This is a genomic window from Mycobacterium kansasii ATCC 12478, assembly GCF_000157895.3.
Taxonomy (GTDB): domain Bacteria; phylum Actinomycetota; class Actinomycetes; order Mycobacteriales; family Mycobacteriaceae; genus Mycobacterium; species Mycobacterium kansasii.
Genome location: NC_022663.1, coordinates 2,799,471 through 2,825,701, shown reverse-complemented (window position 1 = coordinate 2,825,701; position 26,231 = coordinate 2,799,471). Strand labels below are relative to the sequence as shown.

The 26,231-nt window shown below is 66.8% G+C and carries 20 protein-coding genes; 16 read left to right on the top strand and 4 right to left on the bottom strand.

The window, feature by feature from the left end:
• Positions 1 to 616: 616 nt before the first annotated feature.
• Positions 617 to 5,095, top strand: coding sequence for a non-ribosomal peptide synthetase (locus MKAN_RS12180; protein ID WP_023368595.1), 4,479 nt, complete (start codon positions 617 to 619; stop codon positions 5,093 to 5,095).
• 43 nt (positions 5,096 to 5,138) lie between these two features.
• On the opposite strand, the gene acs is transcribed toward MKAN_RS12180, so the two are convergent.
• Entirely contained in the window at positions 5,139 to 7,085 is a 1,947-nt protein-coding gene (gene acs / locus MKAN_RS12175; protein WP_023368594.1) for an acetate--CoA ligase, read from the bottom strand.
• Positions 7,086 to 7,144: 59 nt separating this feature from the next.
• Positions 7,145 to 7,633: a DUF4232 domain-containing protein gene (locus MKAN_RS12170; RefSeq protein WP_036394572.1), complete on the bottom strand. Its 489-nt coding sequence runs from the start codon at positions 7,631 to 7,633 to the stop codon at positions 7,145 to 7,147.
• Between the two features lie 555 nt (positions 7,634 to 8,188).
• Here MKAN_RS12170 and MKAN_RS12160 point away from each other — a divergent pair.
• From MKAN_RS12160 to MKAN_RS12140, 5 genes are read left to right on the top strand one after another with little or no spacing between them, the layout of a single operon-like run.
• Positions 8,189 to 9,808, top strand: a complete 1,620-nt coding sequence (locus MKAN_RS12160) for a peptide ABC transporter substrate-binding protein (protein WP_023368591.1) — start codon at positions 8,189 to 8,191, stop codon at positions 9,806 to 9,808.
• Between the two features lies 1 nt (position 9,809).
• Positions 9,810 to 10,736 (top strand): ABC transporter permease, encoded by a 927-nt coding sequence (locus MKAN_RS12155; RefSeq protein WP_023368590.1) that lies wholly within the window; start codon positions 9,810 to 9,812, stop codon positions 10,734 to 10,736.
• A complete protein-coding gene (locus tag MKAN_RS12150; protein ID WP_023368589.1) occupies positions 10,729 to 11,592 on the top strand; it encodes an ABC transporter permease in 864 nt (287 codons plus the stop codon). Before MKAN_RS12155 ends, MKAN_RS12150 begins: the two co-directional genes overlap by 8 nt.
• Entirely contained in the window at positions 11,589 to 13,217 is a 1,629-nt protein-coding gene (locus MKAN_RS12145) for a dipeptide ABC transporter ATP-binding protein (protein WP_036394573.1), read from the top strand. Before MKAN_RS12150 ends, MKAN_RS12145 begins: the two co-directional genes overlap by 4 nt.
• 11 nt (positions 13,218 to 13,228) lie before the next feature.
• On the top strand, positions 13,229 to 13,987 hold the full coding sequence (locus MKAN_RS12140) for a Fic family protein (RefSeq protein ID WP_023368587.1): 759 nt from the start codon (positions 13,229 to 13,231) through the stop codon (positions 13,985 to 13,987).
• A gap of 485 nt (positions 13,988 to 14,472) precedes the next feature.
• Here MKAN_RS12140 and MKAN_RS12135 read toward each other — a convergent pair whose 3' ends face one another.
• The gene (locus tag MKAN_RS12135) at positions 14,473 to 15,330 is read right to left on the bottom strand and encodes an HAD-IB family hydrolase (protein ID WP_023368586.1); all 858 of its coding nucleotides are present in this window, start codon (positions 15,328 to 15,330) and stop codon (positions 14,473 to 14,475) included.
• Between the two features lie 503 nt (positions 15,331 to 15,833).
• Here MKAN_RS12135 and ssd point away from each other — a divergent pair.
• The 7 genes from ssd to MKAN_RS12100 all read left to right on the top strand — a co-directional run bounded on the left by ssd (position 15,834) and on the right by MKAN_RS12100 (position 20,297).
• Positions 15,834 to 16,877 (top strand): septum site-determining protein Ssd, encoded by a 1,044-nt coding sequence (gene ssd, locus MKAN_RS12130; RefSeq protein WP_023368585.1) that lies wholly within the window; start codon positions 15,834 to 15,836, stop codon positions 16,875 to 16,877.
• Positions 16,874 to 18,040 carry a TadA family conjugal transfer-associated ATPase gene (locus MKAN_RS12125; protein ID WP_023368584.1) on the top strand — a complete coding sequence of 389 codons (1,167 nt, stop codon included), beginning with the start codon at positions 16,874 to 16,876 and terminating at the stop codon, positions 18,038 to 18,040. The genes ssd and MKAN_RS12125 overlap by 4 nt, the downstream gene beginning before the upstream one ends.
• Entirely contained in the window at positions 18,037 to 18,834 is a 798-nt protein-coding gene (locus tag MKAN_RS12120; protein ID WP_023368583.1) for a type II secretion system F family protein, read from the top strand. Before MKAN_RS12125 ends, MKAN_RS12120 begins: the two co-directional genes overlap by 4 nt.
• Positions 18,831 to 19,421, top strand: coding sequence for a type II secretion system F family protein (locus MKAN_RS12115; protein WP_023368582.1), 591 nt, complete (start codon positions 18,831 to 18,833; stop codon positions 19,419 to 19,421). The genes MKAN_RS12120 and MKAN_RS12115 overlap by 4 nt, the downstream gene beginning before the upstream one ends.
• 21 nt (positions 19,422 to 19,442) lie before the next feature.
• Positions 19,443 to 19,646, top strand: a complete 204-nt coding sequence (locus tag MKAN_RS12110) for a DUF4244 domain-containing protein (protein WP_036394444.1) — start codon at positions 19,443 to 19,445, stop codon at positions 19,644 to 19,646.
• Between the two features lie 74 nt (positions 19,647 to 19,720).
• A complete protein-coding gene (locus MKAN_RS30455; protein ID WP_080674230.1) occupies positions 19,721 to 19,969 on the top strand; it encodes a TadE family type IV pilus minor pilin in 249 nt (82 codons plus the stop codon).
• Entirely contained in the window at positions 19,941 to 20,297 is a 357-nt protein-coding gene (locus tag MKAN_RS12100; protein ID WP_023368580.1) for an Rv3654c family TadE-like protein, read from the top strand. The genes MKAN_RS30455 and MKAN_RS12100 overlap by 29 nt, the downstream gene beginning before the upstream one ends.
• A 29-nt stretch (positions 20,298 to 20,326) precedes the next feature.
• Here the strand turns inward: MKAN_RS12100 and MKAN_RS12095 are convergent, their stop codons facing one another.
• Positions 20,327 to 22,267 (bottom strand): PE family protein, encoded by a 1,941-nt coding sequence (locus tag MKAN_RS12095; RefSeq protein ID WP_023368579.1) that lies wholly within the window; start codon positions 22,265 to 22,267, stop codon positions 20,327 to 20,329.
• 1,611 nt (positions 22,268 to 23,878) lie between these two features.
• On the opposite strand from MKAN_RS12095, the gene MKAN_RS12085 reads away from it, so the two are divergent.
• The 3 genes from MKAN_RS12085 (at position 23,879) to MKAN_RS12075 (ending at position 26,131) form a co-directional block, all read left to right on the top strand.
• Positions 23,879 to 25,051, top strand: coding sequence for an EspA/EspE family type VII secretion system effector (locus tag MKAN_RS12085; RefSeq protein WP_023368577.1), 1,173 nt, complete (start codon positions 23,879 to 23,881; stop codon positions 25,049 to 25,051).
• A 72-nt stretch (positions 25,052 to 25,123) separates the two neighbouring features.
• The gene (locus MKAN_RS12080) at positions 25,124 to 25,435 is read left to right on the top strand and encodes an ESX-1 secretion-associated protein (RefSeq protein WP_023368576.1); all 312 of its coding nucleotides are present in this window, start codon (positions 25,124 to 25,126) and stop codon (positions 25,433 to 25,435) included.
• 123 nt (positions 25,436 to 25,558) lie between these two features.
• Positions 25,559 to 26,131 (top strand): hypothetical protein, encoded by a 573-nt coding sequence (locus MKAN_RS12075; protein ID WP_023368575.1) that lies wholly within the window; start codon positions 25,559 to 25,561, stop codon positions 26,129 to 26,131.
• The last annotated feature ends 100 nt before the right edge of the window (positions 26,132 to 26,231 follow it).

The following is a 26,231-nucleotide window of genomic DNA, read 5'->3' as shown; positions in this document are numbered from 1 at the left end:
GTGTAGGCGCCCTCGGTTTCGCAGAACAGCAGTTCGTGTGCCATGTGGTTGCTCTCCTTCAGTCAAGGTGAAGAACTGTCGACGGCTCTTCCCATCCTCTGGCGCAGAGTTTGCCAGTTGTCGGGAAACGGAACCTCCCCTGAACGGTTGCCGATTAGGGGGAATGTCTACCCAACCGGTTGGAGGACTCGATGTCCCCCGATCGGGGGACATGCCAGGGCCGCGACCGCCGTCGTTTCGGCCGCTCGTGAAGCACCTTCGCTGAGCCCGGAGTCATCGCAGGCCCGGCGAAAGCGGAGTCCACCCAGCGCGCGCCCGAGCCGTCAATGCGAATGAAGCGGTTCCGCGGCTAAACTTCTATCGCGGCGATGTCGGGCGTGCCGAGCACACTTGTTGCATCCATGAATTTGGAGCACATTCGGATATGTCGGTTGCGATGATCTAGGTGGAAAGCAAATGGCATGGGTCTGGGTCATTTCCGGGGCTCTTCGCGGGACATGCCCTGCGTTGATTCGTCGAAACAGTCGGCCAGCGGAAAGATTAGGTGTCGCATGTCGGTCGACGCCGGGAAGCGGAGCGATCGCCAGTTGGCCATTCGGCGACATGCCGGTACCTGATGCCTGAGTCCACCGGCCTGCAGAACGGCATGCCGGCTGGTGAGCAGTCGCTCGCGCTAACCCGTGGGCAGCTTGACATATGGCTTTCGCAGGAGACGAATGGCTCGGGAATACCGTGGCAGGCGAGCCTTTTCGTGGTGATCGGTGGCGTCGTCGAGCCAAGCCTGGTCCAGCGCGCGGTCCGGCAGGCGGTCGCCGAGTGTGAGCCGCTGCGAGCCGGAATTTTCGAGGTGGATGGACATGTGTATCAGAAGCTTGCGGACTATCCAGCTGCCGCGGTCCCCTTCTTCGACCTGAGCGGTTCGCGGGATCCGGTTCTGGAAACGTACAAGCTGGCCTCGTCAATGCAGCGCGAGCCCATGCCGTGGACCGGGCCATTATTCCGATTTGCGTTATTCCGTACAAGTCCGAATCAATTTTACTTGTTTGTCTGTCTGCATCATATAGCTGTTGACGGATTTAGCTCTGTGATGTTCGTCAGTCGAATTGCGACGATCTACTCGGCCGTCGCGTCCGGGGTAGCGACTCCGGAATGCTCTTTCGGTACGCTGCGCGATCTTGTCAGTACCGAATTAGAGTACGAGGCGTCCAGAAGGTATCGAGAGGACCAGCGGTTCTGGAAAGAGAACCTTCCGCCAGACCGCCAGCCGGTGAACTATCGGTGCGCGGATGCCGGTGACGGGGACGATGATTACTTCGCGTCGGCGCCGGTGGCATTGGACGCTCAGGCCGTGCAGAGAATCGACGATCTGTCTGAGACGTTAGGCGTCAGCCGACGGTCGGTCATCGCGGCGGTGTGTGGACTCCTGGTACAGAGCTGGGACCACGGCGGACCCGAGGTAGTACTCGATTTCCCGGTAGCCAGACGCACCAGCGAAAAGTTGAAGACGATTCCGGGGATGATTGCCGGGGTGGTTCCGCTGAGGTTGATGACACCGCCAAGCTCTTCCGTTGCCGAACTGTGCATCCAGGCGGATTCACAGATACGCCAGGTCGTTCGGCATCAACGGTTCCCGGTGCAAACCCTCGGCGGCCCGCTTCGTGGAGTTGCGCTGAATTTCTTTCCGTCCACGACGGTCCCGCAGTTCGGTGATGCGCCGGCTTCGCTGGTGTACACCAACTTCGGCCGTGGGGACCGGTTCGGGTTGTTCTTCATGAATGAGGGCAACCGGCTGTTTCTCAGCACCGCGGGTTCCGGCGCGCCGTCGCCAGATTTTGCGGGCGCCGCTATGGCCGACAGGCTGGCGCGGCTTTTCACGCTCATCGCCGCCGACCCGCGCCGGCGGTTGTCATCGATCGATCTGCTCGACCAATGCGCGGACCGTCACATTCACGCCTGGAGCAATCGTGCTGCGCTGACGATCCCGGCTGCTCCCAGTCCCTCGATTCCAGCGCTGTTTGCCGCCCAAGCGGCGCGGACAGCGGATGCCGTCGCCGTCACATCCGCGGACTGTGTATTGACCTACCGGCAACTCGACACGGCCAGCAACCGACTTGCGTCTCGGTTAGCCGGCCTCGGGATAGGCCCCGGTGATGTGGTGGCGGTGCTGCTGCCACGCAGTGGCCGCGCCATCGTGGCAATCCTGGCGGTCCTCAAAGCGGGAGCCGCCTACCTGCCGATCGACCCGGATCACCCCCGCTCCCGCGTCGCTTTCCTGCTCGAGGACACCACACCACTGGCCGTTCTGACCGCTGGTGACCTGACCACGCTTGTGGACAGCCATGACGTCGCGGTCATCGACGTCGACGCCCCTGCTGTCGGCGCCGGCACCCGAACTCCGCTCCCGGCGCCTGACTCTGACGAAATCGCCTATGTGCTTTACACTTCCGGCACTACGGGGACGCCCAAAGGGGTGGCGATCACCCATCGCAACATCGTCCAGCTCGTCACCTCGGCTACGCCACTCAGCGCCCAAGCCGAACCCACGGTGACGCAATGTCATTCCTATGCTTTCGATTTTTCGGTGTGGGAAATCTGGAGCGCACTGTTACACGGCGGGCGCCTGCTGGTGGTAGGTGAAGACGTAGCCCGCTCCCCCAACGACTTTCACGCTCTGCTGGTGGCCGAAAGTGTCACCGTGCTAACCCAGACGCCCTCAGCCGTCGCGGCCTTGTCGACGGACGGGCTGACCGGTACGACACTTGTGGTTGGCGGTGAACCGTGCACCGCCGAAGTTGTGGACCGCTGGGCGCCCGACCGGGTGATGGTTAATGCCTACGGCCCAACCGAATCCGCGGTCTGTGTCTCCATCAGCACACCACTGACTGCCGGTTCAGGGGTGGCGCCCATCGGACGGCCGCTGCCGGGGACCGCGCTGTTTGTATTGGACCCGTGGTTACGGCAAGTGCCCATCGGGGTGGTGGGGGAAATATATGTTGCGGGAAGCCAAGTGGGGCTCGGGTATTGGCGGCGCCCCGGGTTGACGGGGTCACGGTTCGTGGCGTGCCCATTCGGCGGGACGTCAGCGCCGGGAAGCCGTATGTACCGCACCGGCGATCTGGCTTGTTGGGGCGCTGATGGTCAACTGCACTACAAGGGTCGCTCTGACGAACAGGTAAAGATCCGCGGCTACCGCATCGAGCCTGCCGAGATCGCCACTGCGCTCGCGCAGTCACCCGGAGTGGAGCATGCGGTCGTCATCGCACGCGAAGACCGTGTCGGCGAGAAACGGCTGGTGGGCTATATCACCGGCGCGGCCGACCCGAACGTGGTCCGCGCCGGGCTGAAAGACCGCCTGCCCCAGTACATGGTTCCGGCAGCCATCATGACGCTCAGGCAGTTGCCGGTAACTGTGAACGGGAAACTCGACGTTGCCGCGCTGCCCATCCCCGACTACACCGCTCCCGGGTACCAGGCGCCGACGACACCGGTGGAGGAAATCGTGGCCGGAATCTACGCGGGGGTCCTCGGCCTGGAACGCGTCGGCACTGACCAGTCATTCTTCGACCTGGGCGGTGATTCGTTGCTGGCGATGCGAGTGGTTGCCGCAGTCAACACCGCTCTGGGCGCAGACCTGTCCGTGCGGGTGCTGTTCGATGCCCCGACCGTCGCCGAACTGACGCCGCATATCGGGGCCGGATCGGCTGCGTCGCTGCGTCTGGTGGCGGTCGAGCGGCCCGAGAAGGTGCCCTTATCCCTTGCCCAGCACCGCATGTGGACCGTCATCCAGGCGCAGGGCCCGTCGGCTGTGTTCAACATCCCCTGGGTGTCCGAGTTACACGGCCCGCTCAACATGGAGGCGTTGCGACGGGCGTTAGCCGATGTGGTGAGTCGCCACGAACCCTTGCGCACCGTTTATCCCGCCGTAGCCGGCATACCGCATCAAGTCGTATTGCCGGTCGAACAGGCGCGCTTGTGCTGGAAAGTCGTCGACGCCACCGCGTGGACGCCGGATCGGCTCCGCGAAGTTGTTGCCGCCCAGGCCTGCCACCACTTTGACATCGCCACTGAGATGCCGCTACGAACCCGGCTGTATCGCTTGGCTGACGACCAACACGTGTTTGTTCTCGTGCTGCACCATATCGCCGCTGACGGCTGGTCTCTGGCCCCGCTGGCGGCCGATCTCAGCCTGGCCTATAGCAGTCGATGTGCCGGGCAGATCCCCTCCTGGGAACCGTTGCCTATCCAATACATCGATTTCGCCCTGTGGCAACGCGCATACCTGGGTGATCCGCAGGATCCCGACAGCATGATCGCCGCGGACCTTCGCTACTGGGAGAAAACGCTTGCGGGTATGCCCCCGCCTCTCGAGTTGTCGCCGGCCCAACCCGGCGCCACTTCCTACGACAATCGCGGTGACACGATCGCAGTGCAGTGGCCGGCCGCATTGCACCGCCAGATCACGCAAGTGGCCCGAGAGCACCGCGCCACCAACTTCATGGTCGTCCAGGCGGGCTTGACCGCCCTGCTGGCCCTACTTACCGGCCGCAGCGACATCGTTATGGGTGTCGTGGTCGCCGGTCGCGGCCACCCGAGGCTCGATGATTTGGTCGGCATCTTCGTCAACATCATGTTGCTGCGCACCGAGGTGACCGGTGACCTCGACTTCGCACACTTGCTGGACCAGGTTCGTATGCGCGGCCTGGAAGCGTTCGGCCACCAGGACATGCCCTATGGAGTTCTCGTCGACCGGATCAACGCCGCGCGCTCGACACCGCCGGGACCGCTGACTCAAGTCCTGCTGGCATGGCAGAACAACAAACCCGCCGAGCTCGTATTGGGCGAGTTGGACATCACCCCGGTTTCGGTGCACACGAAAACCGCGCGAATGAATTTCTTGTTGTCGCTTACCGAACAATTCACCGACACCGGTGAGCCCGCCGGGATCAGCGGGGTGGTTGAATATCGCACCGCCCTCTTCAGCCCTACCGTTATCGAAACCATCATCGAGCAGTTGGAAATGCTGTTGACGCTGGTGACGGCCCACCCACAGCGACGGTTGTCGGCAATCACCGAACTCGGCCTCGCATCCCGCTAAGGCGGCGGCAGCTTTGGTGGCCAACGCTTCGCGAAGCCAGGAGCTATTTCGCGGCCCGGATCGCGTCGAACACGCCGGGGTCCAGCAGCGTCGACGTGTCACCCAGTTCCCGGTTTTCGGCGACGTCGCGCAGCAGCCGGCGCATGATTTTGCCGCTACGGGTCTTCGGGAGTTCGGGCACCACATGGACCTCACGGGGCCGGGCGATCGGCGAGATCTCCCGGGCCACTTCGGAGCGCAATTCTTCGACGGTCCCGTCGTGCGGCTGGTAGTTGGCCCGGAGCACGACGAACGCGCAGATGGCCTGGGTGGTGGTCTCGTCGGTAACCCCGACCACGGCCGCCTCGGCCACCCCGGAATGACCGACGAGCGCCGATTCCACCTCGGCGGTGGAGATGCGGTGCCCGGACACGTTCATCACGTCGTCGATTCGGCCCAGGATCCAGATCGCGCCGTCGGGATCGATGCGCGCGCCGTCCCCGGCGAAGTAATAGCCCTTGTCGGCGAATTTCGACCAGTAGGCGTAGTGGTAGCGCGCGGGATCACCCCAGATGCCGCGCAGCATCGACGGCCAGGGCTGGTCCAGGACGAGATAACCGGTGACATGCTCGTCGCTTTCGGTGTCCGGGCCCAGCGGATCGCCGTGGTCATCGACGATCTTGGCTGAGACGCCGGGCAGCGGCGTCATCGCCGACCCGGGTTTGGCCGCGGCGACTCCGGGCAGCGGCGAGATCATCGACGAGCCGGTCTCGGTCTGCCACCAGGTGTCCACGACCGGTGTGCGTCCGGCGCCGATCACTTCGCGGTACCAGCGCCACGCCTCGGGGTTGATCGGTTCGCCGACCGACCCGAGCAGCCGCAGGCTGGACAGGTCGTGCGAGTCGGGGATCTCGCGGCCCCATTTCATGAACGTCCGGATCAATGTCGGGGCGGTGTAATAGATTGTGACACCGTATCTTTCGATGAGCTGGAAGTGCCTGTGCTCGTCGGGTGTGTTGGGGGTGCCCTCGTAGAGCACCTCGGTGACCCCGGCGGACAGCGGTCCGTAGACGCCGTAGGTGTGGCCGGTGACCCAGCCGATGTCGGCGGTGCACCAGAACACGTCGGTCTGCGGCTTGACGTCGAAAATTGTGTGCATCGTGTAGCAGCTCTGGGTCAGATATCCGCCGCTGGTATGCAGGATGCCCTTGGGTTTGCCGGTGGTGCCCGACGTGTAGAGCAGGAACAGTGGCTGCTCGGAGTCGAACGCTTCCGGCGTGTGTTGGGCTGCGGCCCGGTCTACGACGTCGTGCCACCACAGGTCGCGATCGTCGTTCCACGCGACGTCAACTCCGGTGCGCCGCACCACCACAACGTGTTCGATCGGGCTGTCGGGGTCGTTGACCGCCTCGTCGGCGGCGTCTTTGAGCGGCATCGGCTTGCCGCGCCGGTACTGTCCGTCGGTGGTGATCAGCACCTTGGCCTGGGCATCGGCGATCCGGGCGCGCAGTGCGTGTGCGGTGAAGCCGCCGAAGACGACGGTGTGCATGATGCCCAACCGGGCGCAGGCGAGCATGGCGATCACGGCCTCGGGGACCAACGGCATGTAGATGGCGACCCGGTCGCCGGCGACCAGGCCGAGGCCGGTGAGCGCGTTTGCCGCCTTGCACACCTGGGTCAGCAGATCCGAATACGTCAGGGTGCGGCGGTGATCGGTGGGCTCGCCCTCCCAGTGGATGGCGACTCGATCACCGTGGCCGGCTTCGACGTGGCGGTCCAGGCAGTTGTAGGCGACGTTGAGTTTGCCGCCGACGAACCATTTGGCGAAAGGTGCGTCCGACCAGTCCAGCACCTCGGTGAACGGGGTCGCCCAGGACAGCCGGTCGGCCTGCTTGGCCCAAAAGCCAAGGCGGTCTTCCGCGGCCTCGCGGTACAAGTCCTCGCGGGCGTTCGCCTGTTCGACGAAGTGTTGCGGCGGCGGGTAGGCGGACGGGACTTCAGTCTCGGTCACTCTGTCGAGCCTAGCCCTGCGCGAATGTGGCCCGCGCGGCCGAGGCTGTCCGGCTAAGGCTAAGCGGACTCACCGGATTGCGGTGCTGCCTCGGTGATGGGGTGCACCTGCAATTGGCAGGCGTCGATGGTGGCCGGCACGGTGAACACCACCGGGGTGTCGGGAAGGTTGACGAGCAGGTCGGTGTAAGTGGGGCATCGGTTGCCGCCGGCATCGAAGGCGATACTCTCCACGACGGTCTGCGCCTGTTGCGACAGCGACACGGTGATCGTGGGCGGCACCGTGACACTGGCCGGCAAGCCGCCCATGTACCCGCGCAGTGTGGGCTGGGCGTGAATGAGGGGCCCGCCGGCGCCCGAGTCGACGCCGGGGTAGCCGGTCAGCGTGCACGGCACCGCGCCGCCGGCAAGGCTGAATATCAGGTTCAGCGCACGGTGGCCCACGGCGGCCTGGGTCGGGGAGGCGGTCACGGCGATGCGCTCCGCCCGGCACGGCGTCGGTTCGTCGTTGCTGTCAACCGGCGCGGCCCACGCGGCTGGGCCCGGCATGGTCCCGGACCAACTCGTTGCGGCCATCGCGAAGGCGGCGATCACTCGGCGGGCACATCGCCGCGTCGGGTGCCCCTGAGGTGCATGCACGACGGTGATTATCCGGGAAAGGTACCCCGATTACCTCAAATCACGAGATTCGGTGGCCGGCCCGCCCGCCGCGTCGCTTGCCGATCACTTTCAGTGGCTGGCTCGTCGGCCATCGGTGCGGTGAGAAGCCCTGTGCCCGAATCTAATTCCGCGCCGCGGGACCCCTCGGACGTTCTCGGACCGGCACAGGCCAGGCGTCCGAAGATCGCCAGCACACCCAAAGTCAGCAGCACCGCGCCGACCACCATCAGCGTGGTACCCGACGATCGGCCCCGGTTTGGCGACGAGGGTTGGGGCGGCCGTCGAACACCGGGCTGCGGACGACCGCGCGATCGTTGCTTCAGCCAGCTCCTCCCGGCTCATTGGACGTCAAACCCGAGGGGACGGCAGCTCTTGGCGCAAACCCAGCCCTCGGTGCCCGGGCCCCGCATGATTGGCGGGGCCGCACGCTTTAGGGTCGCTGTCATGTTGCGCGCCGCGCTGGCCTGGCTGGCCACAGTAGCCTCGGTGCTGCTGCTGGCCGCCGGTGTGACGGCGTGCGGCGGCGGCCTGCTGAGCCCCGATGTGGTGTTGGTCAACGGCGGGGAGCCGCCCAACCCGCTGATCCCGACCGGCACCAACGACAGCAACGGCGGGCGCATCCTCGATCGGCTGTTCGCCGGCCTGATGTCCTACGACGCCACCGGCAAGCCCTCACCGGAGGTTGCCCAGTCCATCGAAACCACCGACAACGTCAACTACCGAATCGTCCTCAAACCCGGCTGGAAGTTCACCGACGGCTCACCGGTGACGGCCCACTCGTTCGTCGACGCCTGGAATTACGGCGCCTTGGCCACCAACGCCCAACTGCAGCAGCAGTTTTTCAGCCCCATCGAGGGATACGACGAGGTGGCCGCCGGCGACGCGAAGCGGACCACCATGTCCGGGCTGCGGGTGGTCAACGACCTCGAGTTCAGCGTGCGGCTCAAGGCGCCGACTGTCGACTTCGTGTTGCGACTAGGCCACAGCTCGTTCTATCCACTGCCCAACACTGCATTTCGGGATATGGCGGCGTTCGGCCGCGATCCGATCGGCAACGGCCCGTACAAGTTGGACAACGGTGCCGATGGTCCGGCATGGGAACACAACGTCAAGATCGATCTGGTGCCCAACCCCGACTATCACGGCAACCGGCAACCGCGAAACAAGGGTCTGCGGTTCGAGTTCTATGCCAACCTCGACACCGCCTATTCGGACCTGTTGTCCGGCAATCTCGATGTGCTGGACACGATTCCATCGAGCGCCCTGACCGTCTACCGGCGCGACCTGGGTGACCATGCCACCAGCGGGCCCGCTGCGGTCAACCAGTCCCTGGACACGCCGTTGCGGCTGCCGCACTTCGGCGGCGAGGAGGGCCGGCTGCGCCGGTTGGCGTTGTCGGCGGCCATCAACCGTCCGCAGATCTGTCAGCAAATCTTCAATGGAACCCGCAGCCCGGCACGCGATTTCACCGCCCGCTCACTGCCGGGATTCGACCCGAATATCCCGGGTAACGAGGTGTTGGATTTCAATCCCGGACGGGCCCGCCAACTTTGGGCCCAAGCCGACGCAATGTCGCCGTGGAGTGGCCGATACGCCATCGCCTACAACGCCGACAGCGGCCACCAGGAGTGGGTCGACGCGGTGGCCAACAGCATCAAGAACGTGTTGGGCATCGACGCCGTCGGCGCGCCGCAGCCAACGTTCGCGAGCTTCCGCACCCAGATCACCAACCGCACCATCAACTCCGCATTCCGCGCCGGCTGGCAAGGGGACTATCCCTCGATGATCGAGTTTCTCGCGCCGCTGCACACCACCGGCGCCGGCTCCAATGACGTCGGCTACTCCAGTGGCGAATTCGACGCGGCGCTGGCCAGAGCCGAAGCCGCGCCCACCCTGCGCGAGGCCGACCTGCTGGTCAACGACGCACAGCGAATCTTGTTCCGCGACATGCCCGTTGTTCCGTTGTGGGACAATATCGCCGTAGTGGGGTGGTCGACCGAGGTTAGCAATGTGCACGTCACCTGGAACGGTCTGCCCGACTACGAGAACATCGTCAAGGCCTGAAATGGGTTGGTACCTGGTGCGGCGGATCGCGGCGATGGTGCCGGTGTTCCTCGGCGCGACGCTGCTGATCTACGCCATGGTGTTCCTGCTGCCGGGTGACCCGTTGGCCGCGATGGCCGGTGACCGGCCATTGACTCCCGCCGTGGCCGCGCAGCTGCGCGCCCGCTATCACCTCGACGATCCGTTCCTGGTGCAGTACCTGCGCTACCTGGGCGGTCTGCTGCATGGCGATTTGGGCCGCGCCTATTCCGGTCTTCCGGTCAGTTCCGTTCTGGCGCATGCTTTTCCGGTAACCATCAGATTGGCGTTGATCGCACTGGTGGTGGAGGCGGTGCTGGGTATCGGCTTCGGCGTGATCGCGGGTCTGCGCCAAGGCGGGCTGTTCGACGCCTCGGTGCTGATCACCGGGCTGATCATCATCGCGGTCCCGATATTCGTGCTCGGTTTTCTGGCGCAGTTCCTGTTCGGCGTGAAGCTGGGGCTGGCGCCGGTGACGGTAGGGGGGCGGGCGACCTTCGGCCGGCTGTTGTTGCCCGGGATCGTGTTGGGGGCGGTGTCTTTCGCCTATGTGGTGCGGCTGACCCGTTCGGCGGTGGCCGCCAACGCCGACGCCGATTACGTTCGCACCGCCACCGCCAAGGGGTTGTCGCGGCCACGGGTGGTGGCGGTGCACATCCTGCGCAACTCGCTGATCCCGGTGGTGACGTTCCTCGGCGCGGACCTGGGTGCGCTGATGGGCGGAGCCATTGTGACCGAAGGCATCTTCAACATCCACGGCGTCGGCGGCGTGCTGTATCAGGCGGTCACCCGACAGGAAGCACCCACGGTGGTGTCGATCGTGACCGTGCTGGTGGTCGTCTATCTGATCACCAATCTGGCGGTCGACCTGCTGTACGCCGCACTGGACCCGCGGATCCGATATGGCTGAGCCCGGCCAGTTTTGGCTCGACAGCTGGCGCCGGCTGCGCCGGCGGCCGAAGTTCGTCGTCGCCGCGGCCCTGATCCTGCTCATTCTCGTCGTTGCGGCGTTTCCGGGTTTGTTCACCGGCGCCGACCCGACCTACGCCGATCCCAGTCAGAGCATGCTTGCGCCCTCGGCCGCGCACTGGTTCGGCACCGATCTGCAGGGCCACGACATCTACGCGCGCACCGTCTACGGAGCGCGGGCATCGGTGATGGTGGGACTGGGCGCCACCTTCGCGGTATTCGGCGTGGGCACCGCGCTGGGTGCGCTGGCCGGCTTCTACGGCGGCTGGCTGGACGCGGTGATCTCGCGGATCACCGATGTGTTCTTCGGATTGCCGTTGCTGCTGGCCGCGATCGTGCTCATGCAGGTCATGCATCACCGCACGGTGTGGACGGTGATAGCCATCCTGGCCCTGTTCGGCTGGCCCCAAATCGCGCGAGTGGCCCGCGGTTCGGTGCTCGAGGTGCGCGACAGCGATTATGTGCTCGCAGCCAAAGCCTTGGGGCTGAGCAGGTTTCAGATCCTGCTGCGCCATGCGCTGCCCAACGCCGTCGGTCCGGTGATCGCGGTGGCCACCGTCGCGTTGGGCGTCTTCATTGTCACCGAGGCCACGCTGTCCTACCTCGGGGTCGGGTTGCCGACGTCGGTGGTGTCGTGGGGCGGCGACATCAATGTCGCGCAGATGCGGCTGCGGGCGGGTTCGCCCATCCTGTTCTATCCGGCCGGTGCACTGGGGATGACCGTGCTGGCTTTCATGATGATGGGTGACGCGCTGCGGGACGCCCTGGACCCGGCCTCGCGAGCGTGGCGGGCATGAGCGCCGGTGCGCCGCCGTTGCTGTCGGTCGAGGGCTTGGAGGTCAGGTTCGGCGCGGACGAGCCGGTGCTGCGCGGCATCGACTTGACGGTCCTTCGCGGTCAAACCGTGGCGGTGGTAGGCGAATCGGGATCGGGCAAGTCCACTGTGGCCGCGGCAATCCTGGGGCTGCTGGCTCCCGGTGGGCGAATCATCGCCGGCCGCATCGTCTTCGACGGGCGCGACCTCACGTCGTCCGACCGGCGGCTCATGCGGAGCATCCGCGGACGGGAGATCGGCTATGTGCCCCAGGACCCGATGACCAATCTCAACCCGGTCTGGAGGGTCGGCTTCCAGGTGCGGGAGGCGTTGCGCGCCAACACCTCCGGCCGCGACGTACGACGGCGGGCGGTGGAGCTGCTCGGCGAGGCCGGCATGCCGGATCCGGGCAGGCAAGCTCACCGCTATCCGCACCAGTTGTCCGGCGGCATGTGCCAGCGGGCATTGATCGCCATCGGGCTGGCGGGGCGACCGCGGCTGCTGATCGCCGACGAGCCGACGTCGGCGCTCGACGTGACCGTGCAGCGTCAGGTCCTCGACCATCTGCAGCACCTCACCGACGAACTGGGCACCGCATTGCTGCTGATCACTCACGATCTGGCGCTGGCGGCCGAGCGGGCCGAGTCCGTGGTGGTCGTCAACCGCGGCGTGGTGGCGGAATCCGGTGCAGCACAAGAGCTGCTGCGTGACCCGCAGCACGAGTACACCAGGCGGCTGGTGGCCGCCGCTCCGTCGCTGACGGCGCGACGGCCGGCACCGAACCGGCCGCAGCTGCGGCCGCCCGGACAAGACGATGACATTGTCGTCGTCTCGGAGCTGACCAAGACCTACCCCCAGGTGCGGGGCGTGCCCTGGCGGCGGGCGGAGTTCCGTGCCGTCGACTCGGTGTCGTTTCGGCTGCGGCGGGGAAGCACGTTGGCAGTCGTCGGCGAATCCGGATCCGGCAAATCCACCCTGGCGCGCATGGTGCTCGGTCTGCTGCAGCCGACGTCGGGCACCGTGGTTTTCGACGGCGCGGACATCGACGGGCTGGACCGGGCCCGCGCGTTCGCATTTCGCCGGCGGGTGCAGCCGGTGTTCCAGAACCCCTACAGCAGCCTGGATCCCCGGTATTCGGTGTTTCGCAGCATCGAGGAACCGTTGCGCATCCATCGGGTCGGGGACCGCAGCAGCCGCCGGCAGGCGGTGCGCGAGTTGGTCGACCAGGTGGCACTGCCGTCGTCGCTACTGGACCGGCTGCCACGTGAGCTGTCGGGTGGTCAGCGCCAACGGGTCGCGATCGCCCGGGCGTTAGCCCTGCGGCCCGAGGTGCTGGTGTGCGACGAGGCGGTCTCGGCACTCGACGTGCTGGTACAGGCCCAGATCCTGGATCTGCTGGCTCAGCTGCAAGCTGACCTGGGCTTGACCTACCTGTTCATCAGCCACGATCTGGCCGTCATCCGGCAAATCTCCGACGACGTGCTGGTGATGCGCGCCGGCCGGGCGGTCGAGCACGCCACCACCGAAGAGGTCTTCGCCCGGCCACGCCACGAATACACCCGGCAGTTGTTGGAGGCCATTCCCGGGGCCGGGGCGGCGTCCCGTTAGGTTGGGAACCTGTGACGGGCGACCCGCTGGCTGCGTTGATGGAGTTGCCCGGCGTCACCGACGCCAGCGACCGTGCCCGCGCGGCGCTGGGCCGTGCCCACCGGCACCGGGCCAACCTTCGGGGGTGGCCGGTGACCGCCGCGGAGGCGGCGCTGCGGGCGGCGCGGGCTTCCGCGGTGCTCGACGGGAGTCCGGCGCGGTTGGACGACCTGGCCGAGGCCGGTACGGCCGGCGATCCCGTGTTCGGGGGAGCGCTGCGGGTGGCGCAGGCGCTGGAGGGCGGCGGCGGCCAGCTGGTCGTTGTGTGGCAGAAGGCGCCGCTGCAGGCACTGGCCCGCCTGCACACATTGGCGGCCGCCGGCCTGGTCGACGACGACATGTTGGGCCGTCCACGGGCCGACTCCGCGATCGGGCCTCGCCTGGAGTTGCTCGCAGACGTGATGACTCGGCCCACGCGGGCGTCGGCGCCGGTGGTCGCCTCGGTCGCGCATGGAGAACTGTTGACGCTCAAGCCCTTTGGCCATGCCGATGGCGTGGTGGCGCGCGCGGTGTCGCGGCTGGTGACGATCGCTACGGGCCTGGACCCGCACGGACTCGGGGTGCCGGAGGTGAGTTGGATGCGGCAACCCGCGCGCTACCGTGACACCGCGCGGAGATTTGCCGAGGGCACGCCCGACGGTGTGGCGGCCTGGCTCGTGCTGTGTTGCCGGGCGCTGACGGCTGGGGCGCAAGAGGCACTATCGATCGCCGACGCATTGCCACGCAGATAGCTGGCGGAACTACAAAAGCAAATTGTTCGCAGAAATGCGAAGCGGGCGGCGACCGAAGGATTCGAATCGCCGCCCGCCAACACGGTTCTCGGTTACCAAGCGTGCATTTCGGGGCTGCGTGGGTTGGCCTCGGCGCTTTTGCGACACTTCCGGCTGCAGCCCCACCCAAAGGACCGTCGCTACCATCTGCACTTCGCAATTACGCAGGCCCGCAACACTTCTGCCATTATCGCGGCTATGACTCCGCGTGGGTGCCGGGAACCGTGCTGGGCGCCCGGGTCGGGAGAACGAACCTTCTCTTCCGGATCGACCTTGGCCTCACCGGGCTTCCGTGACTCCATTTGTACTACTAGACCCTGACCACAGCAAGGCCTAATTGCGTGAAAATTCCGTGACAACCTTTGATTGTGGCCCAAGGCGTTTGCTACCGAGACGATTGGTGAAACTGGGACACCAGTGCCGCATCGTCGCGGGGGTGCGAGCGGTTACAAAGCGAAGCGGCGCAGCAGCGCGTAGCTGACTGCTCCCGCGGCCAGCGCACTGACTCCCACCGCGGCAGTGGTGGCGATCGCCGCGCCCGACGGTGCCGGGATCCGGTCGCGCAGGGAGACCGGCCGGGAGAATGACAACACCTGCCAACCGCGCTCGATGGCTAGTCTTCGTAAGCCGCGATCGGGGTTGACCACCGAGGGGTGGCCCACGGCCTCGAGCATCGGCAGGTCGGTGATCGAGTCGGAGTAGGCGTAGCAGTGTTCCAGCGGGTAGCCCTCGCGGGAGGCCAACTCGCGGATCGCCTGCACCTTGCCCTCGCCGTAGCAGTAGAACGCGACCTCACCGGTGTACTTACCGTCTACCACCACCATCCGGGTGGCCATCGCGTGAGTGGCACCCAGCGCGCGGGCGATCGGCGCCACGATCTCCTCACCCGAGGCGGAGACCACCACGACGTCACGGCCGCACAGCTTGTGGGCGGCGATGAGGTCGGCGGCTTCGGCGAAGACCAGGGGAGTGACGATGTCGTGCAGCGTCTCGTTGACGATCGACTTCACCTGTTCCACGTCCCAACCGGTGCACATGTTGGTCATGTGGACACGCATCCGGTCCATCTGGTCGTGGTCGGCGCCGGAGAGCAGGAAGATGAACTGCGCATAGCTGGACTTGAGCACGGCACGGCGGTTCAGCAGCCCCTGCGCGAAGAAGGGTTTGCTGAACGCCAGTGTGCTGGACTTTGCGATGATGGTCTTGTCCAGGTCGAAAAAAGCGGCGGTGCGTACCTGTGGGGGCGGCGCGCCGGCTGACCGGGGTGAGGTTTGCTGGTGGGCAGCCGGGTCGGGGACGGTCACCAATCAAGCATAGGTTGGCGCCCGGCACGCCGTGATCTTGTGTCGGAAGGGCTCAATGACCACAAGTGTTGTCACTTTGGCCGCCACGTTTACACGGCTCAGGCCGTATTTTTTCGCTTGTGCAATTACTTGCGTGAATGCCATCTGGCATGTGTATAGTAAGCATTACTCGGCCTAGAGCCGAGGGTGCATCAGCCCGACCCCCCGGGGCTGAAGCACGACGACCTCCGCCTCCTCCCCCCCTGGCGGGGGTCGTCCCTTTTCTGGGGAAAATCTACCTAACGCAGCGTTGAGCCCGGCTCGCTACACGTTGCGGAGATCTTCGCGAAGCCTGGCCATCCGAGTCCTCCGAGTCCTCCGAGTTCGATGCGTGAGCCGGCGGCCACGGTAATTTTGCACAGCTGCGTCTCTATCCACAGATTGCACTGTGGGACTGGTGTCCAACACCGGCGGCCCCGCAGGGTAGGGGAGTGACCCAAACCCTTGGTCCCGGAGTGTTGGCGATGATGACCGCCGGTGAACTGCGCGACGAGTTGGACCGGATCGCCGCAGCCGTGGGTGTGCGGGTCGTTCACAGCGGTTCGGTGACCAGAAAGACCTGGTCCGCGGCGGCCGCAGTGGTGCTCGACCAAGCGGCGGCCGAGCGGTGTGGCCGGATTGCCCTGCCGCGGCGTGCCCACGTCTCGGTGCTGACCGGCAGCGAACCTGTCACCGCGACCTGGACGGTGGCCATCGCCGTCGGCGCCGAGCGGGTGCTGCGGATGCCCGACCAAGAAAACGAACTGATCCGCGAACTCGCCGACGCCGCCGCATCGGCGCGCGACGAGGGCATCCGCGGGAAAGTCGTCGCCGTCATCGGAGGCTGTGGGGGTGCCGGGGCCTCGCTGTTCGCGGTCGCGCTGGCCCACAGTGCTGCCCAGGCACTGCTGGTGGACCTCGATCCGTGGGGAGGCGGCATCGATCTGCTGGTCGGCGGCGAATCAGCACCCGGCGTGCGCTGGCCCGACCTGGCTTTACAGGGTGGCCGGCTGCATTGGTCGGCCGTATCTGAGGCCTTGCCGCGACATCGGGGGATCAGCATGCTCTCGGGCACCCGGCGCGGTTGCGAGTTGGACGCCGCACCGGTGGAAGCGGTCGTCGATGCCGGCCGGCGCGGCGGAGTCACCGTGGTCTGCGACCTGCCCCGCCGGGTGACCGACGCGAGCCACGCCGCATTGGACTGCGCCGACCTCGTTGTCCTGGTCTGCCCCAGCGATGTCCGGGCCTGCGCGGCCACCGCCGCGATCGTTCCGGTGCTGACCGCGATCAACCCCAACCTGGGGCTGGTCGTGCGCGGGCCGTCACCCGGGGGGTTGCGAGCAGCGGAGGTCGCCGACATCGCCGGCGTCCCCCTGCTGGCGTCGATGAGAGCCCAGCCGCGTCTCGCCGGGCAATTGGAACACGGTGGCCTTCGATTGCGACGGCGATCGACGCTGGCCGCGGCGGCCCGGCGGGTCCTGGCGGCGTTGGGGCATCCACAGGGCGGGCTGAACGGCCGGGCCGCGTGACCGGATCGCTGATCGAAAGGGTGCGCGAGCGGCTGGCCACCGAGGCCGCGCCGCTGCGTCCCAACGTCGTCGCCGCGGCGATCCGCGCCGAATCCGGCGGGATGCTCGGTGACACCGAGGTGCTCGCCAATATTCGGGTGTTGCAGACCGAACTGACCGGTGCCGGCATTCTCGAGCCCCTGCTATGCGCCGACGCCACCACCGATGTCCTGGTCACGGCGCCCGACGCGGTGTGGGTTGACGATGGAAACGGCTTGCGGCGTAGTGAGATTCGGTTCACCGACGAGGCGGCGGTGCGCCGATTGGCGCAACGGCTGGCGCTGGCCGCGGGTCGCCGGCTCGACGACGCGCAGCCATGGGTGGACGGGCAGCTGAGCGGGATCGGCGCCGCCGGGTTGACGGTACGGCTGCACGCGGTGCTGCCGCCCGTGGCGGTCGAGGGCACCTGCTTGTCCCTGCGGGTGCTGCGGCCCACCACGCAGGATCTGCCGGCGCTGGCCGCCGCTGGCGCGATCGCGCCGCAGGCCGCCGATCTGGTCGCCCAGATCCTCGCCGCACGCCTGGCGTTCCTGGTGTCCGGGGGCACCGGCGCCGGAAAGACAACCCTGCTGGCTGCCATGTTGGGCGCCGTCTCCGGCGCCGAGCGGATCGTCTGTGTCGAAGACGCCGCCGAGCTGGCTCCCCGGCATCCGCACCTGGTCAAGCTCGTCGCCCGATGCGCGAACGTCGAAGGTGCCGGTGAGGTCACGATGCGCCAACTCGTCCGGCAGGCACTTCGGATGCGGCCCGACCGCATCGTCGTCGGCGAGGTCAGGGGAGCCGAGGTGGTGGACCTGCTGGCCGCCTTGAACACCGGCCACGACGGAGGCGCAGGCACCCTGCATGCCAACAACCCCGGCGAGGTTCCCGTCCGGTTGGAGGCGTTGGGCGCGCTCGGCGGCCTGGACCGTGCGGCGTTGCATAGCCAGCTCGCCGCGGCGGTCCAGGTGCTGCTGCACGTCACGCGCGATCAGGCGGGTCGACGCCGGCTGTCTGAGATCGCCATACTGCGCCGAACCGACAGCGGCCTGGTCGAGGCGGTGCCGGCATGGCATGCCGAATGCGGAATGACCGACGGCGCGGCCGAATTGCGCAGCTTGTTACAAAGCCGGATGGCAGCATGAACGGCCTCGCGGTGGCGTCGCTGACACTGGCTTCGGCGCTTGTGGTCGCGCCGTCGTCGCCGCGGCGGTGGCAGGTCTTACGTCCCCATCGTCGACAAGATCCGCTGCGAGCACGGTGGGTTCTCTGGGTTGGCGGCGGTGCCCTTGTGGGCGCCGTCGTGGTGTTGCCGTTGACGACCGTCTTGGCTGTCGCGGTGGTGGGCACCACGGCGACCCAGCGTTACCGCCGACGACGTTGCGGTCGGCGCGCCATCAGGGAAGCGAAGTCGCTGGAAGCAGCCTTTGATGTGCTGGTCGGCGAATTGCGGGTGGGCATCCATCCAGTGCAGGCGTTCGGCACCGCCGCCGACGAAACCGATGGTGCGGTTGCCGCATCCATGCGCGCCGTGGCGGCACGCGCCCGACTGGGTGCGGACGTCACGGGCGGCCTACGCGCGGTAGCCCGGATGTCGGCTCTGCCCACGCACTGGGAACGACTCGCCGGGTACTGGCAACTTGCCAGCGATCATGGCCTGGCCATCGCCACCTTGATGCGCGCTGCCCAAAGCGACATTGTTGAGCGGCAACGTTTTTCGGCAAGCGTGGCATCGGGGTTAGCCGGCGCGCGCGCCACCGCGAATATTCTGTCCGGCCTGCCCCTGCTCGGGGTGTTGCTTGGTCAGCTGATCGGGGCGCGACCGGTGAGCTTCCTGCTCAACGGGCATGCGGGCGGATGGCTGTTGGTGATTGGTGTTGCGCTGGTCTGCGCGGGACTGTTGTGGTCGGACCGGATTACCGATCGAGTGGCGCCATGAGTACCGCGGCAGTGTTGCTGGCCGCGGCATTGTTGGCCGGAGTGGGCCCGACGGTGGTTCGGGCCCGCGCAGGGATGCCGTCTCGCGCGCCTCGGGTGCCGTCGCGGCCGGCTCAAGACCGGGATCCGCTGGCCTTCTCGTCCAGCCTGGACGTGCTGGCGGTGTGCCTGGCCGCGGGCATGGCGGTGTCGGCCGCCGCGGCGGCGACGGCCCCCTCGGCGCCGCCGCGACTGGCGCAGCTGTTGTCCCGCGCCGCCGACTTGTTGGCGTTAGGGGCCGACCCGTCGGTCGCCTGGTCGCTACCGCCGGATTGGCCGCCCGGCTCCGCCGACGCGCATCTCGATGCGCTGCTGCGGTTGGCGCGGCGTTCGGCGTCCTCGGGTGCCGCGCTGGCCGACGGCGTCGCCGCACTGGCCGCGCAGTCCCGACACGATGCCACGCACACGGCCACCGCCGCCGCCCAACGCGCCGGGGTACTGATCGCCGGTCCGCTGGGGCTGTGCTTTCTGCCGGCGTTCGTGTGCCTGGGTCTTGTCCCCGTGGTGGCCGGGTTGGCCGGAAAAGTACTTGACTCGGGTCTGATGTGAAGTCGCAACGAAAGGAATACATTGGTGGCCAACATATTTCACGCGATCTCGGCACGCATTTCGCTGCTGGTGACCGACGAGTCCGGCATGTCCACCGTCGAGTACGCCATCGGGACCGTCGCCGCGGCCGCATTCGGCGCGATCCTCTACAGCGTTGTCACCGGCGACTCGGTGGTCTCTGCGCTGAACCACATCATCGGTCGCGCGCTCAGCACCAAGGCTTAGCGTCGAGTGCCGGGTCGAGCACTGTCGAAGCGGCTCTGGCCATCGCCACCTTGGTCGTGGTGCTGGTGCTTTGCATGGCCGGTCTCACGGCGGTGTCCATGCAGTTGCGCTGTATCGACGCCGCCCGCGAGGCCGCTCGACTGGCCGCGCGCGGGGACCAACGTTCGGCTGTCGACGTTGCTCGGCGAATCGCTCCGCCGGCGGCGCAGATCGAGCTGCGCCGGGACGGCGAATTCCTTGTCGCGTCGGTTGTCGCTCGGTCAAAGCTATTGCCTACCTTGGATATTGCGGCCAATGCGGTGGCGGCTGCGGAGCCGCGATGACGGTGGCTCGGCCACCGTGCTCGCGGTCGCGATGGTGGGCGTGCTGCTGTGGGTCACCGGGGCGGGCGCCTATCTGGGCTCGGTGGCGGTGGCTCGGCATCGTGCGCAGGCGGTCGCCGATCTGGCCGCGCTGGCGGCGGCCGCGCGGTTACCGGATGGCGGCCCGGTGGCTTGCGCGCGGGCAACGGCCGTGGCGCAGGCGATGGGGGTGGGCGATGCCGGCTGCGCGGTACGGGACCTCGATGTGGTGGTCACTGTCGAGGTTCCGGTGGCTTTCGCCGGCGTGGCGCGGGCCGCCGCACGGGCGGGGCCGGCCGGCAGCAAGTGAGTCGCAGTGCGGCGCAGACTGTTGAACCGCTACGTCAACCCGTCCATGCCGTTGGCGCCGAACAGTTCGCCGCCGGCTCCGCCGGTGCCGGCAAGGCCCATCTGGGTGCCCGTACCGGCGTTGCCGCCGTTGCCGCCGCTACCGATCAGCCGGGCATTACCGCCGTTACCACCGTTGCCGCCGGTGCTGCCCGTGGTCAACGTGCCGCCACCGGCTCCGCCGTCGCCGCCATTGCCGATCAGCCCGCCATCACCGCCCGACCCGCCGTCGCCGCCGATGCCGATCGTATTTTCAGCGAATCCGCCCGACCCCCCGGCGCCACCGACACCCCCCAAGCCGAGGAGGATGCCGGCGTCGCCGCCGGCTCCGCCGGCGCCGCCGTAGGTGCCGCTGGCGCCGCCCTCCCCGCCGGCGCCGCCGTCGCCCTGAAGTATGCCCGCGTGGCCGCCGGCGCCGCCGACCCCGCCGTTGGTACGGCCGGCACCGCCGATGCCCCCGGCACCGCCGTCGCCAAACAATCCGGCCGCCCCGCCCGCGCCACCGTCCCCGCCGTCAGCCGGCTGACCGTCACCCCCGTTGCCGCCGGCGCCGCCGGCGCCATAGAGGAGCCCGGCGCGTCCGCCGGCGCCGCCCTTCCCGCCGTTGATGCCTCCAGCTCCGCCGATGCCACCGGCCCCGCCACCGCCGACTAGGCCGGCCGCCCCGCCAGTCCCGCCGGCGCCGCCGTTGCCGGACAGCCCGGCCCCGCCGTTGCCGCCGTTGCCGCCGTTGCCGAAGAGTCCGGCAGACCCGCCGGTGCCGCCGTTGCCGCCGTCGAGGTCACCGGAGCCACCATGACCGCCGGCACCGCCGGAGCCGAAGAGTGTCGTGGCGTGGCCGCCCGCGCCGCCGGTGCCGCCGTGGTCGCCGCCGGCCCCGCCATTACCGCCGGTCCCACCGACACTGAAGAGCCCGGCGGCTCCGCCGTCGCCGCCGTGGCCGCCGTCAACCCAGAGACCGGTCCCGCCTGTCCCTCCGGTGCCGCCCGCGCCGGACAGCAGGCCGGCAGCCCCGCCCGTGCCGCCGATCCCGCCGGAGGTATGGCCGGTGCCGCCGTGACCGCCAGCACCGCCGGTTCCGGACAGCAGTCCGGCCCGGCCGCCAGCACCGCCATTTCCGGCAGCAGCGCTCACCCCGAGGCCACCGTCCCCGCCGGCACCGCCGGCACCGACCAGCCCGCCAGCCCCACCGGTCCCCCCGGCACCGCCGACGTCAGTGCGACTGACGCCGCCGATGCCGCCGGCGCCGCCATTGCCGAACAAACCGCCCACGCCGCCGCCCCCGCCGACGCCGCCGGCGGTCACGCCGGTTCCGCCTGCTCCGCCGGCACCGCCGGAACCGTACAGCCAGCCGCCGGCGCCGCCCGCTCCGCCGGCACCCCCGGGCCCGCCCGGTGGGCCGTCGACACCGGCCCCGCCTGCACCGCCGGCCCCGCCGTTGCCGAACAGGCCGGCTGCCCCGCCGTTGCCGCCGTTGTGGCCGGGTGCGCCGGACCCGCCGGCCCCGCCGTTGCCGAACAAGAGGCCGCCGGGCCCGCCGTCTTGCCCGGTCCCCGGGGCGCCGTTGGCCCCGTTGCCGATAAGCGGACGCCCCGTCAGTGCCTGGGTGGAAGCGTTGAGCGTATTCAGCAGATTTTGCAGCGGTGACGCACTGGCGGCCTCGGTGCCGGCATAGCAATACGCAGCCGACGACAAGGCGTGGACGAACTGCTCGTGAAAGGTCGCGATTCGAGCGCTCAGCGTCTGATATGTGCGGGCGTGTCCGCCGAATATCTCGGCGATGGCCACCGATACCTCGTCGGCTCCCGCTGCTGCGACTCTGGTGGTGGCCGCTGTCGCCGCGGCGTTGGCGGCGCTGATTGCCGAGTTGATACTTGCCAAGTCAGTGGCGGCCGCTGCCATCGACTCCGGGGCCGTGGACACAAACGACAACTCAGACCTCCTGATACGGCATGTCCGGCGACGGCGCGAGGGTTGCGGTCGTCCCAGACGATCGGCATCGAGCCCACCGTATCGTTGCGCCGAAGGGGCGTCGGCGGCTTCGGCGAGATCCCCGCCGTATGCCGCTACATCGCGGTGGCCGCCCGTTTATGTAGACCCGTTGACACCGTTCTGGCCGAGCAGCAGTCCGCCGCCACCGCCGGCGCCGGGGCTGCTGGGCGGGGTGCCCGTGCCGCCGTTGCCGATGTGGTTCACCAGGGCGGGCGCCTACCCGGGCTCGGTGGCGGTGGCTCGGCATCGTGCGCAGGCGGTCGCCGATCTGGCCGCGCTGGCGGCGGCCGCGCGGCTACCGGATGGCGGCCCGGCGGCCTGCGCGCGGGCAACGGCCGTGGCGCAGGCGACGGGGGTGGCGATGCCGTTGCGCGGTACGGGACCTCGACGTGGTGGTCACCGTCGAGGTTCCGGTGGCTTTCGCCGGCGTGGCGCGGGCCGGCGCACGGGCGGGGCCGGCCGACACGCAGTGAGTTCCCGATTCCGTGATGATCATCCTCGAGAAGATGCGCCCACTTGTCACGATCATTGCCCAACATGCGCGTTGCCCACGTGCAACGGATCACCGCAACATTGCCCGTCCACCCGGGGCGTGGCTGGTCGTTTCCGACCTCGACGCGACGTTTCACGTTGCACGTCCGGCGTCTTAAATCCCTCGCCCGATTCGACTACTCGAGCGAAGTCTTGGGACATGCTGCACAGATGCGGTCTTCCTATGGAAACAATTGCTAGCAGAATGCATGTGCAGTCGTCGATTTGATCTTGATGCGCTGGGTACGCGGCCGGCGTCGTTAGCAACGGGGCCAGGTGACGCCACCGGAAGTGTCCGCGTCCTCGGTTCGGGGGGTGCAATCGTCGCTGGTCAACCGCATATTCACCGAGTGCGAGGCGCGCATGCTGCACCACCGGCAGCGGGCCGATAAGAGTCGGGCGCACCCGATAAGTTTCTGTGCAGACGTAATTGACTCCTTCGGTTTGCAAGTATTCCGGGCAGTGGCTAGCAGTAGGGGTGGATAAAATTCTGCGCGGTCGTAACTATTCACTGTCAGATCGCCGCCCAATAGTATTGGGCGGCGGGTCGACTGGGTTCAAAAAAAATCGAGATGAGATCAGTCGAGTTTCCAATCGCGCCTGACATGAGCAGAGCAATTAGTTGCGTTAACAGATTAGCTTCGCCGGGTCGCGCACCCGAGCGCCCCAGCACTTTGGCGTGTACGCAGACCGGCCGTGGACCCGTCGTTGCCAAACCGAACGACAAGCCATATCCACTCTGGCGCAACGGATTTGGCGACCACCGAGGCACATCGCGAGGCACCGCTCCGAGCGCGGGCCACCTACGAGACTACTGCCCGGTGTCACCCAGCGACGAGGGCAGGCGTCAGTGTGCCAGCTGTGATGACGGAAAGTAGAGCGTGGTTTCTCCCATTATAAGCAATAATGACCGTTGACACGTGGTCCCGATCACAGGTATATAACTGGCAGACGTACTGGGCGCTATCACCCAGCTGGCCAATCGATCGGAAATCGACGAAGATCGGACGGGTACCAGACATGAGCAGAGCCTTCATCATTGATCCAACAATCGGTTTCATCGACGGTATGTACGTCCTTCTTGGGATTGGCGTTCCCGACGACGGCGGCATAATCAACTCCGCGCTATCGTTCTTTGCAAAGGCCCTTGATGATTTGGGGTCGGCGTTTCCGGGTGACAGCTGGCAAGGTTCGGCCGCCGAGAACTACGCGGGCAAGAATAAGGATCAGCTGAACTTTTTCCAGCAGCTAGCGGAACTGGACCGTGAGCTTCAGCAGTTGATCGCGGACCAGGCCAACGCGGTCGAGAAGACACGCGACGTACTGGCCGGGGTACGGAAGGGCCTTGAGTTCGTGCGTCCGGTGGCGGTGGACCTGACCTACATCCCGCTTGTCGGGTGGGCGATGTCGGCCTCCTTCCAAGCGCCGATTTGCGCTGCGGGGATGGCCGTGGTGGGTGGTGCACTCGCCTACTTGACAGTTGAGACGCTGATTCACACCGCTCAGCTTCTCGGCCTGTTAGCCAAGTTGGCGAGCCTGTTGGCTTCTGTGGTGGTGGACATCGTGTCGGATGTGGTGGACATCATCGACGACATCCTGGTGGATGTATGGGACTTCATCACGAACCCGATCGGCTTCCTCGAGAACCTTTTGGGCGACCTCGCGCAGTGGGCGTATGCATTGTTGTCGAAATGGGGGTCGACGCTGGAGTCGTTCTTCATGGGCGTGCCTGGTTTAGCAGGAATGAGCGGCGGCTTGTCCCAGCTAACTGGCTTCTTCAGCTCGCCTACGGCATCCGGATCCGCCGGTTTAGCGAGCTTGGACAGCTTGGCGGGTGCCGGATTGCCTGGTCTGCCCGGCGTTGGTGCCGGCCTCGGGGGCTTGCCCAACGGGCTCGGGGGCTTAACCAACGTCGCTCAGCTGCGTTCGGCCGCCGATCGCCAGGATGTGCGTCCCCATGATGACGCTTCGGCCAAGCCGCTTTCGGAACAGCTCGGCGCACAGCAGCAGTCGCCCGCTGCGCAGGGCCCCCAAGGGCTGGGCGGCATGCATCCCGCTGCGGGGTCGGCGAAGGGCGCGCCGGGGAAGAAGTACGCGGAAGGCGCGGCGGCGGGGACAGACGGTGAGGAGCGCGCGCCAGTCGAAGCCGGAGTCGGCGGTGGTCAACTGGTGTCGGCGCGACGCGTCGTTTGACGCCGTTAACAAGCGAAATCCTGATTGACAACTAGCGCATAGGCGCAACGGCAAGCGAAGGGTGCGTGATCAATGACGAACATTCTCAAAGTCCAGCCCGAATTGCTCGATGTTCTCGCGTCACATCAACACAACGCGGCAGCAAGTGCGTCCTCGGGAGTCGCCGCTACCGCTGGATTAGCAGAGTCAGTGGCGATCAGCCACGGATCGTATTGCAAGCAGTTCAACGACACGTTGAAGATGTATGAGAGTGCGCACAACGCCTTCGGCTCGTCCTTGCACGCTGCCGGTATCGCGCTGGCAAAAAATCTGCGAACTGCTGCGCGTGCATACCTGGATGCCGATGAAACCTGGCGTCAAGCCATCGAGTCGTTGAATTTCTGACCAAATTCCTTGCACCCCGGCGCCCTCATTTTTCCCTGAAACAGGACACCGGTTCGGGCTCGTCGGCACCGCTCGCAATCCCCACTACGGCTGATTGGCGGGCGGTTGGGAAGGGATACCAGAGTGGACTTGTGCAAGAACGACTTTGACGACGATGATTTCGACACCGTGGACAGTGGGGGCGACCCTGGGGCCTACGGGGTTGCGCCTCCGACTATTGACCCGACCGTTTGCTTCCCGTCGACGGCGTCCCCGGACCGCAGGACCGGCGTGAACGACGCGCACGGTCGGGCCGAAGACGTCGCGCCGGAAGATATCGCCACTTTCATCGTGACTAACCCGGAACGAACCATATCGGTGTCGGCCTTGATGGACGGCCGGATTGACGATATCCAGCTGTCAACCAGGGTAGCGTCCATGAGCGAAACGCGGCTCGCCTCGGAGATCCTTATGATCGCCGACCTGGCTCGACAGAAGGCGCAAGCGGCTCAATACACGTTCATCCTTGACAGGATGGCCCAGCTGGCCGACGGGGATGGACAGCACGCTGCACAGTTACGGGAATCCGTTAGTACTTTGTGGAATTTGCCGACGCCAGAACAAGCAGCAGCAGCAGAAGCTGAAGCGTTTGCGACCCACTACCAACGCGATTGCCCGGAACAATCCGACGGAGATGATGACTGGGGCTTCGCGTAACTCAGACTAAGCGCAAGTCCCGGGAACGCGTGCGTCGGCAGCTTCGGTGAGATTCTCTGCGCGGTATGCCGCCGGGCTGACCGGGTGCGTACCGAATATG

Bases quoted from the DNA above. Each gene is read 5' to 3' on its own strand.
- MKAN_RS12170 (WP_036394572.1), bottom strand. From the start codon at position 7,633: ATGCCGGGCCCAGCCGCGTGGGCCGCGCCGGTTGACAGCAACGACGAA.
- MKAN_RS12100 (WP_023368580.1), top strand. From the start codon at position 19,941: ATGCGGTGGCGGCTGCGGAGCCGCGATGACGGTGGCTCGGCCACCGTG.
- MKAN_RS12150 (WP_023368589.1), top strand. From the start codon at position 10,729: ATGGCTGAGCCCGGCCAGTTTTGGCTCGACAGCTGGCGCCGGCTGCGC.
- MKAN_RS30455 (WP_080674230.1), top strand. From the start codon at position 19,721: ATGGCCGGTCTCACGGCGGTGTCCATGCAGTTGCGCTGTATCGACGCC.
- MKAN_RS12160 (WP_023368591.1), top strand. From the start codon at position 8,189: ATGTTGCGCGCCGCGCTGGCCTGGCTGGCCACAGTAGCCTCGGTGCTG.
- MKAN_RS12115 (WP_023368582.1), top strand. From the start codon at position 18,831: ATGAGTACCGCGGCAGTGTTGCTGGCCGCGGCATTGTTGGCCGGAGTG.
- ssd (WP_023368585.1), top strand. From the start codon at position 15,834: ATGATGACCGCCGGTGAACTGCGCGACGAGTTGGACCGGATCGCCGCA.
- MKAN_RS12085 (WP_023368577.1), top strand. From the start codon at position 23,879: ATGAGCAGAGCCTTCATCATTGATCCAACAATCGGTTTCATCGACGGT.
- MKAN_RS12180 (WP_023368595.1), top strand. From the start codon at position 617: ATGCCTGAGTCCACCGGCCTGCAGAACGGCATGCCGGCTGGTGAGCAG.
- MKAN_RS12120 (WP_023368583.1), top strand. From the start codon at position 18,037: ATGAACGGCCTCGCGGTGGCGTCGCTGACACTGGCTTCGGCGCTTGTG.
- MKAN_RS12080 (WP_023368576.1), top strand. From the start codon at position 25,124: ATGACGAACATTCTCAAAGTCCAGCCCGAATTGCTCGATGTTCTCGCG.
- MKAN_RS12155 (WP_023368590.1), top strand. From the start codon at position 9,810: ATGGGTTGGTACCTGGTGCGGCGGATCGCGGCGATGGTGCCGGTGTTC.
- MKAN_RS12145 (WP_036394573.1), top strand. From the start codon at position 11,589: ATGAGCGCCGGTGCGCCGCCGTTGCTGTCGGTCGAGGGCTTGGAGGTC.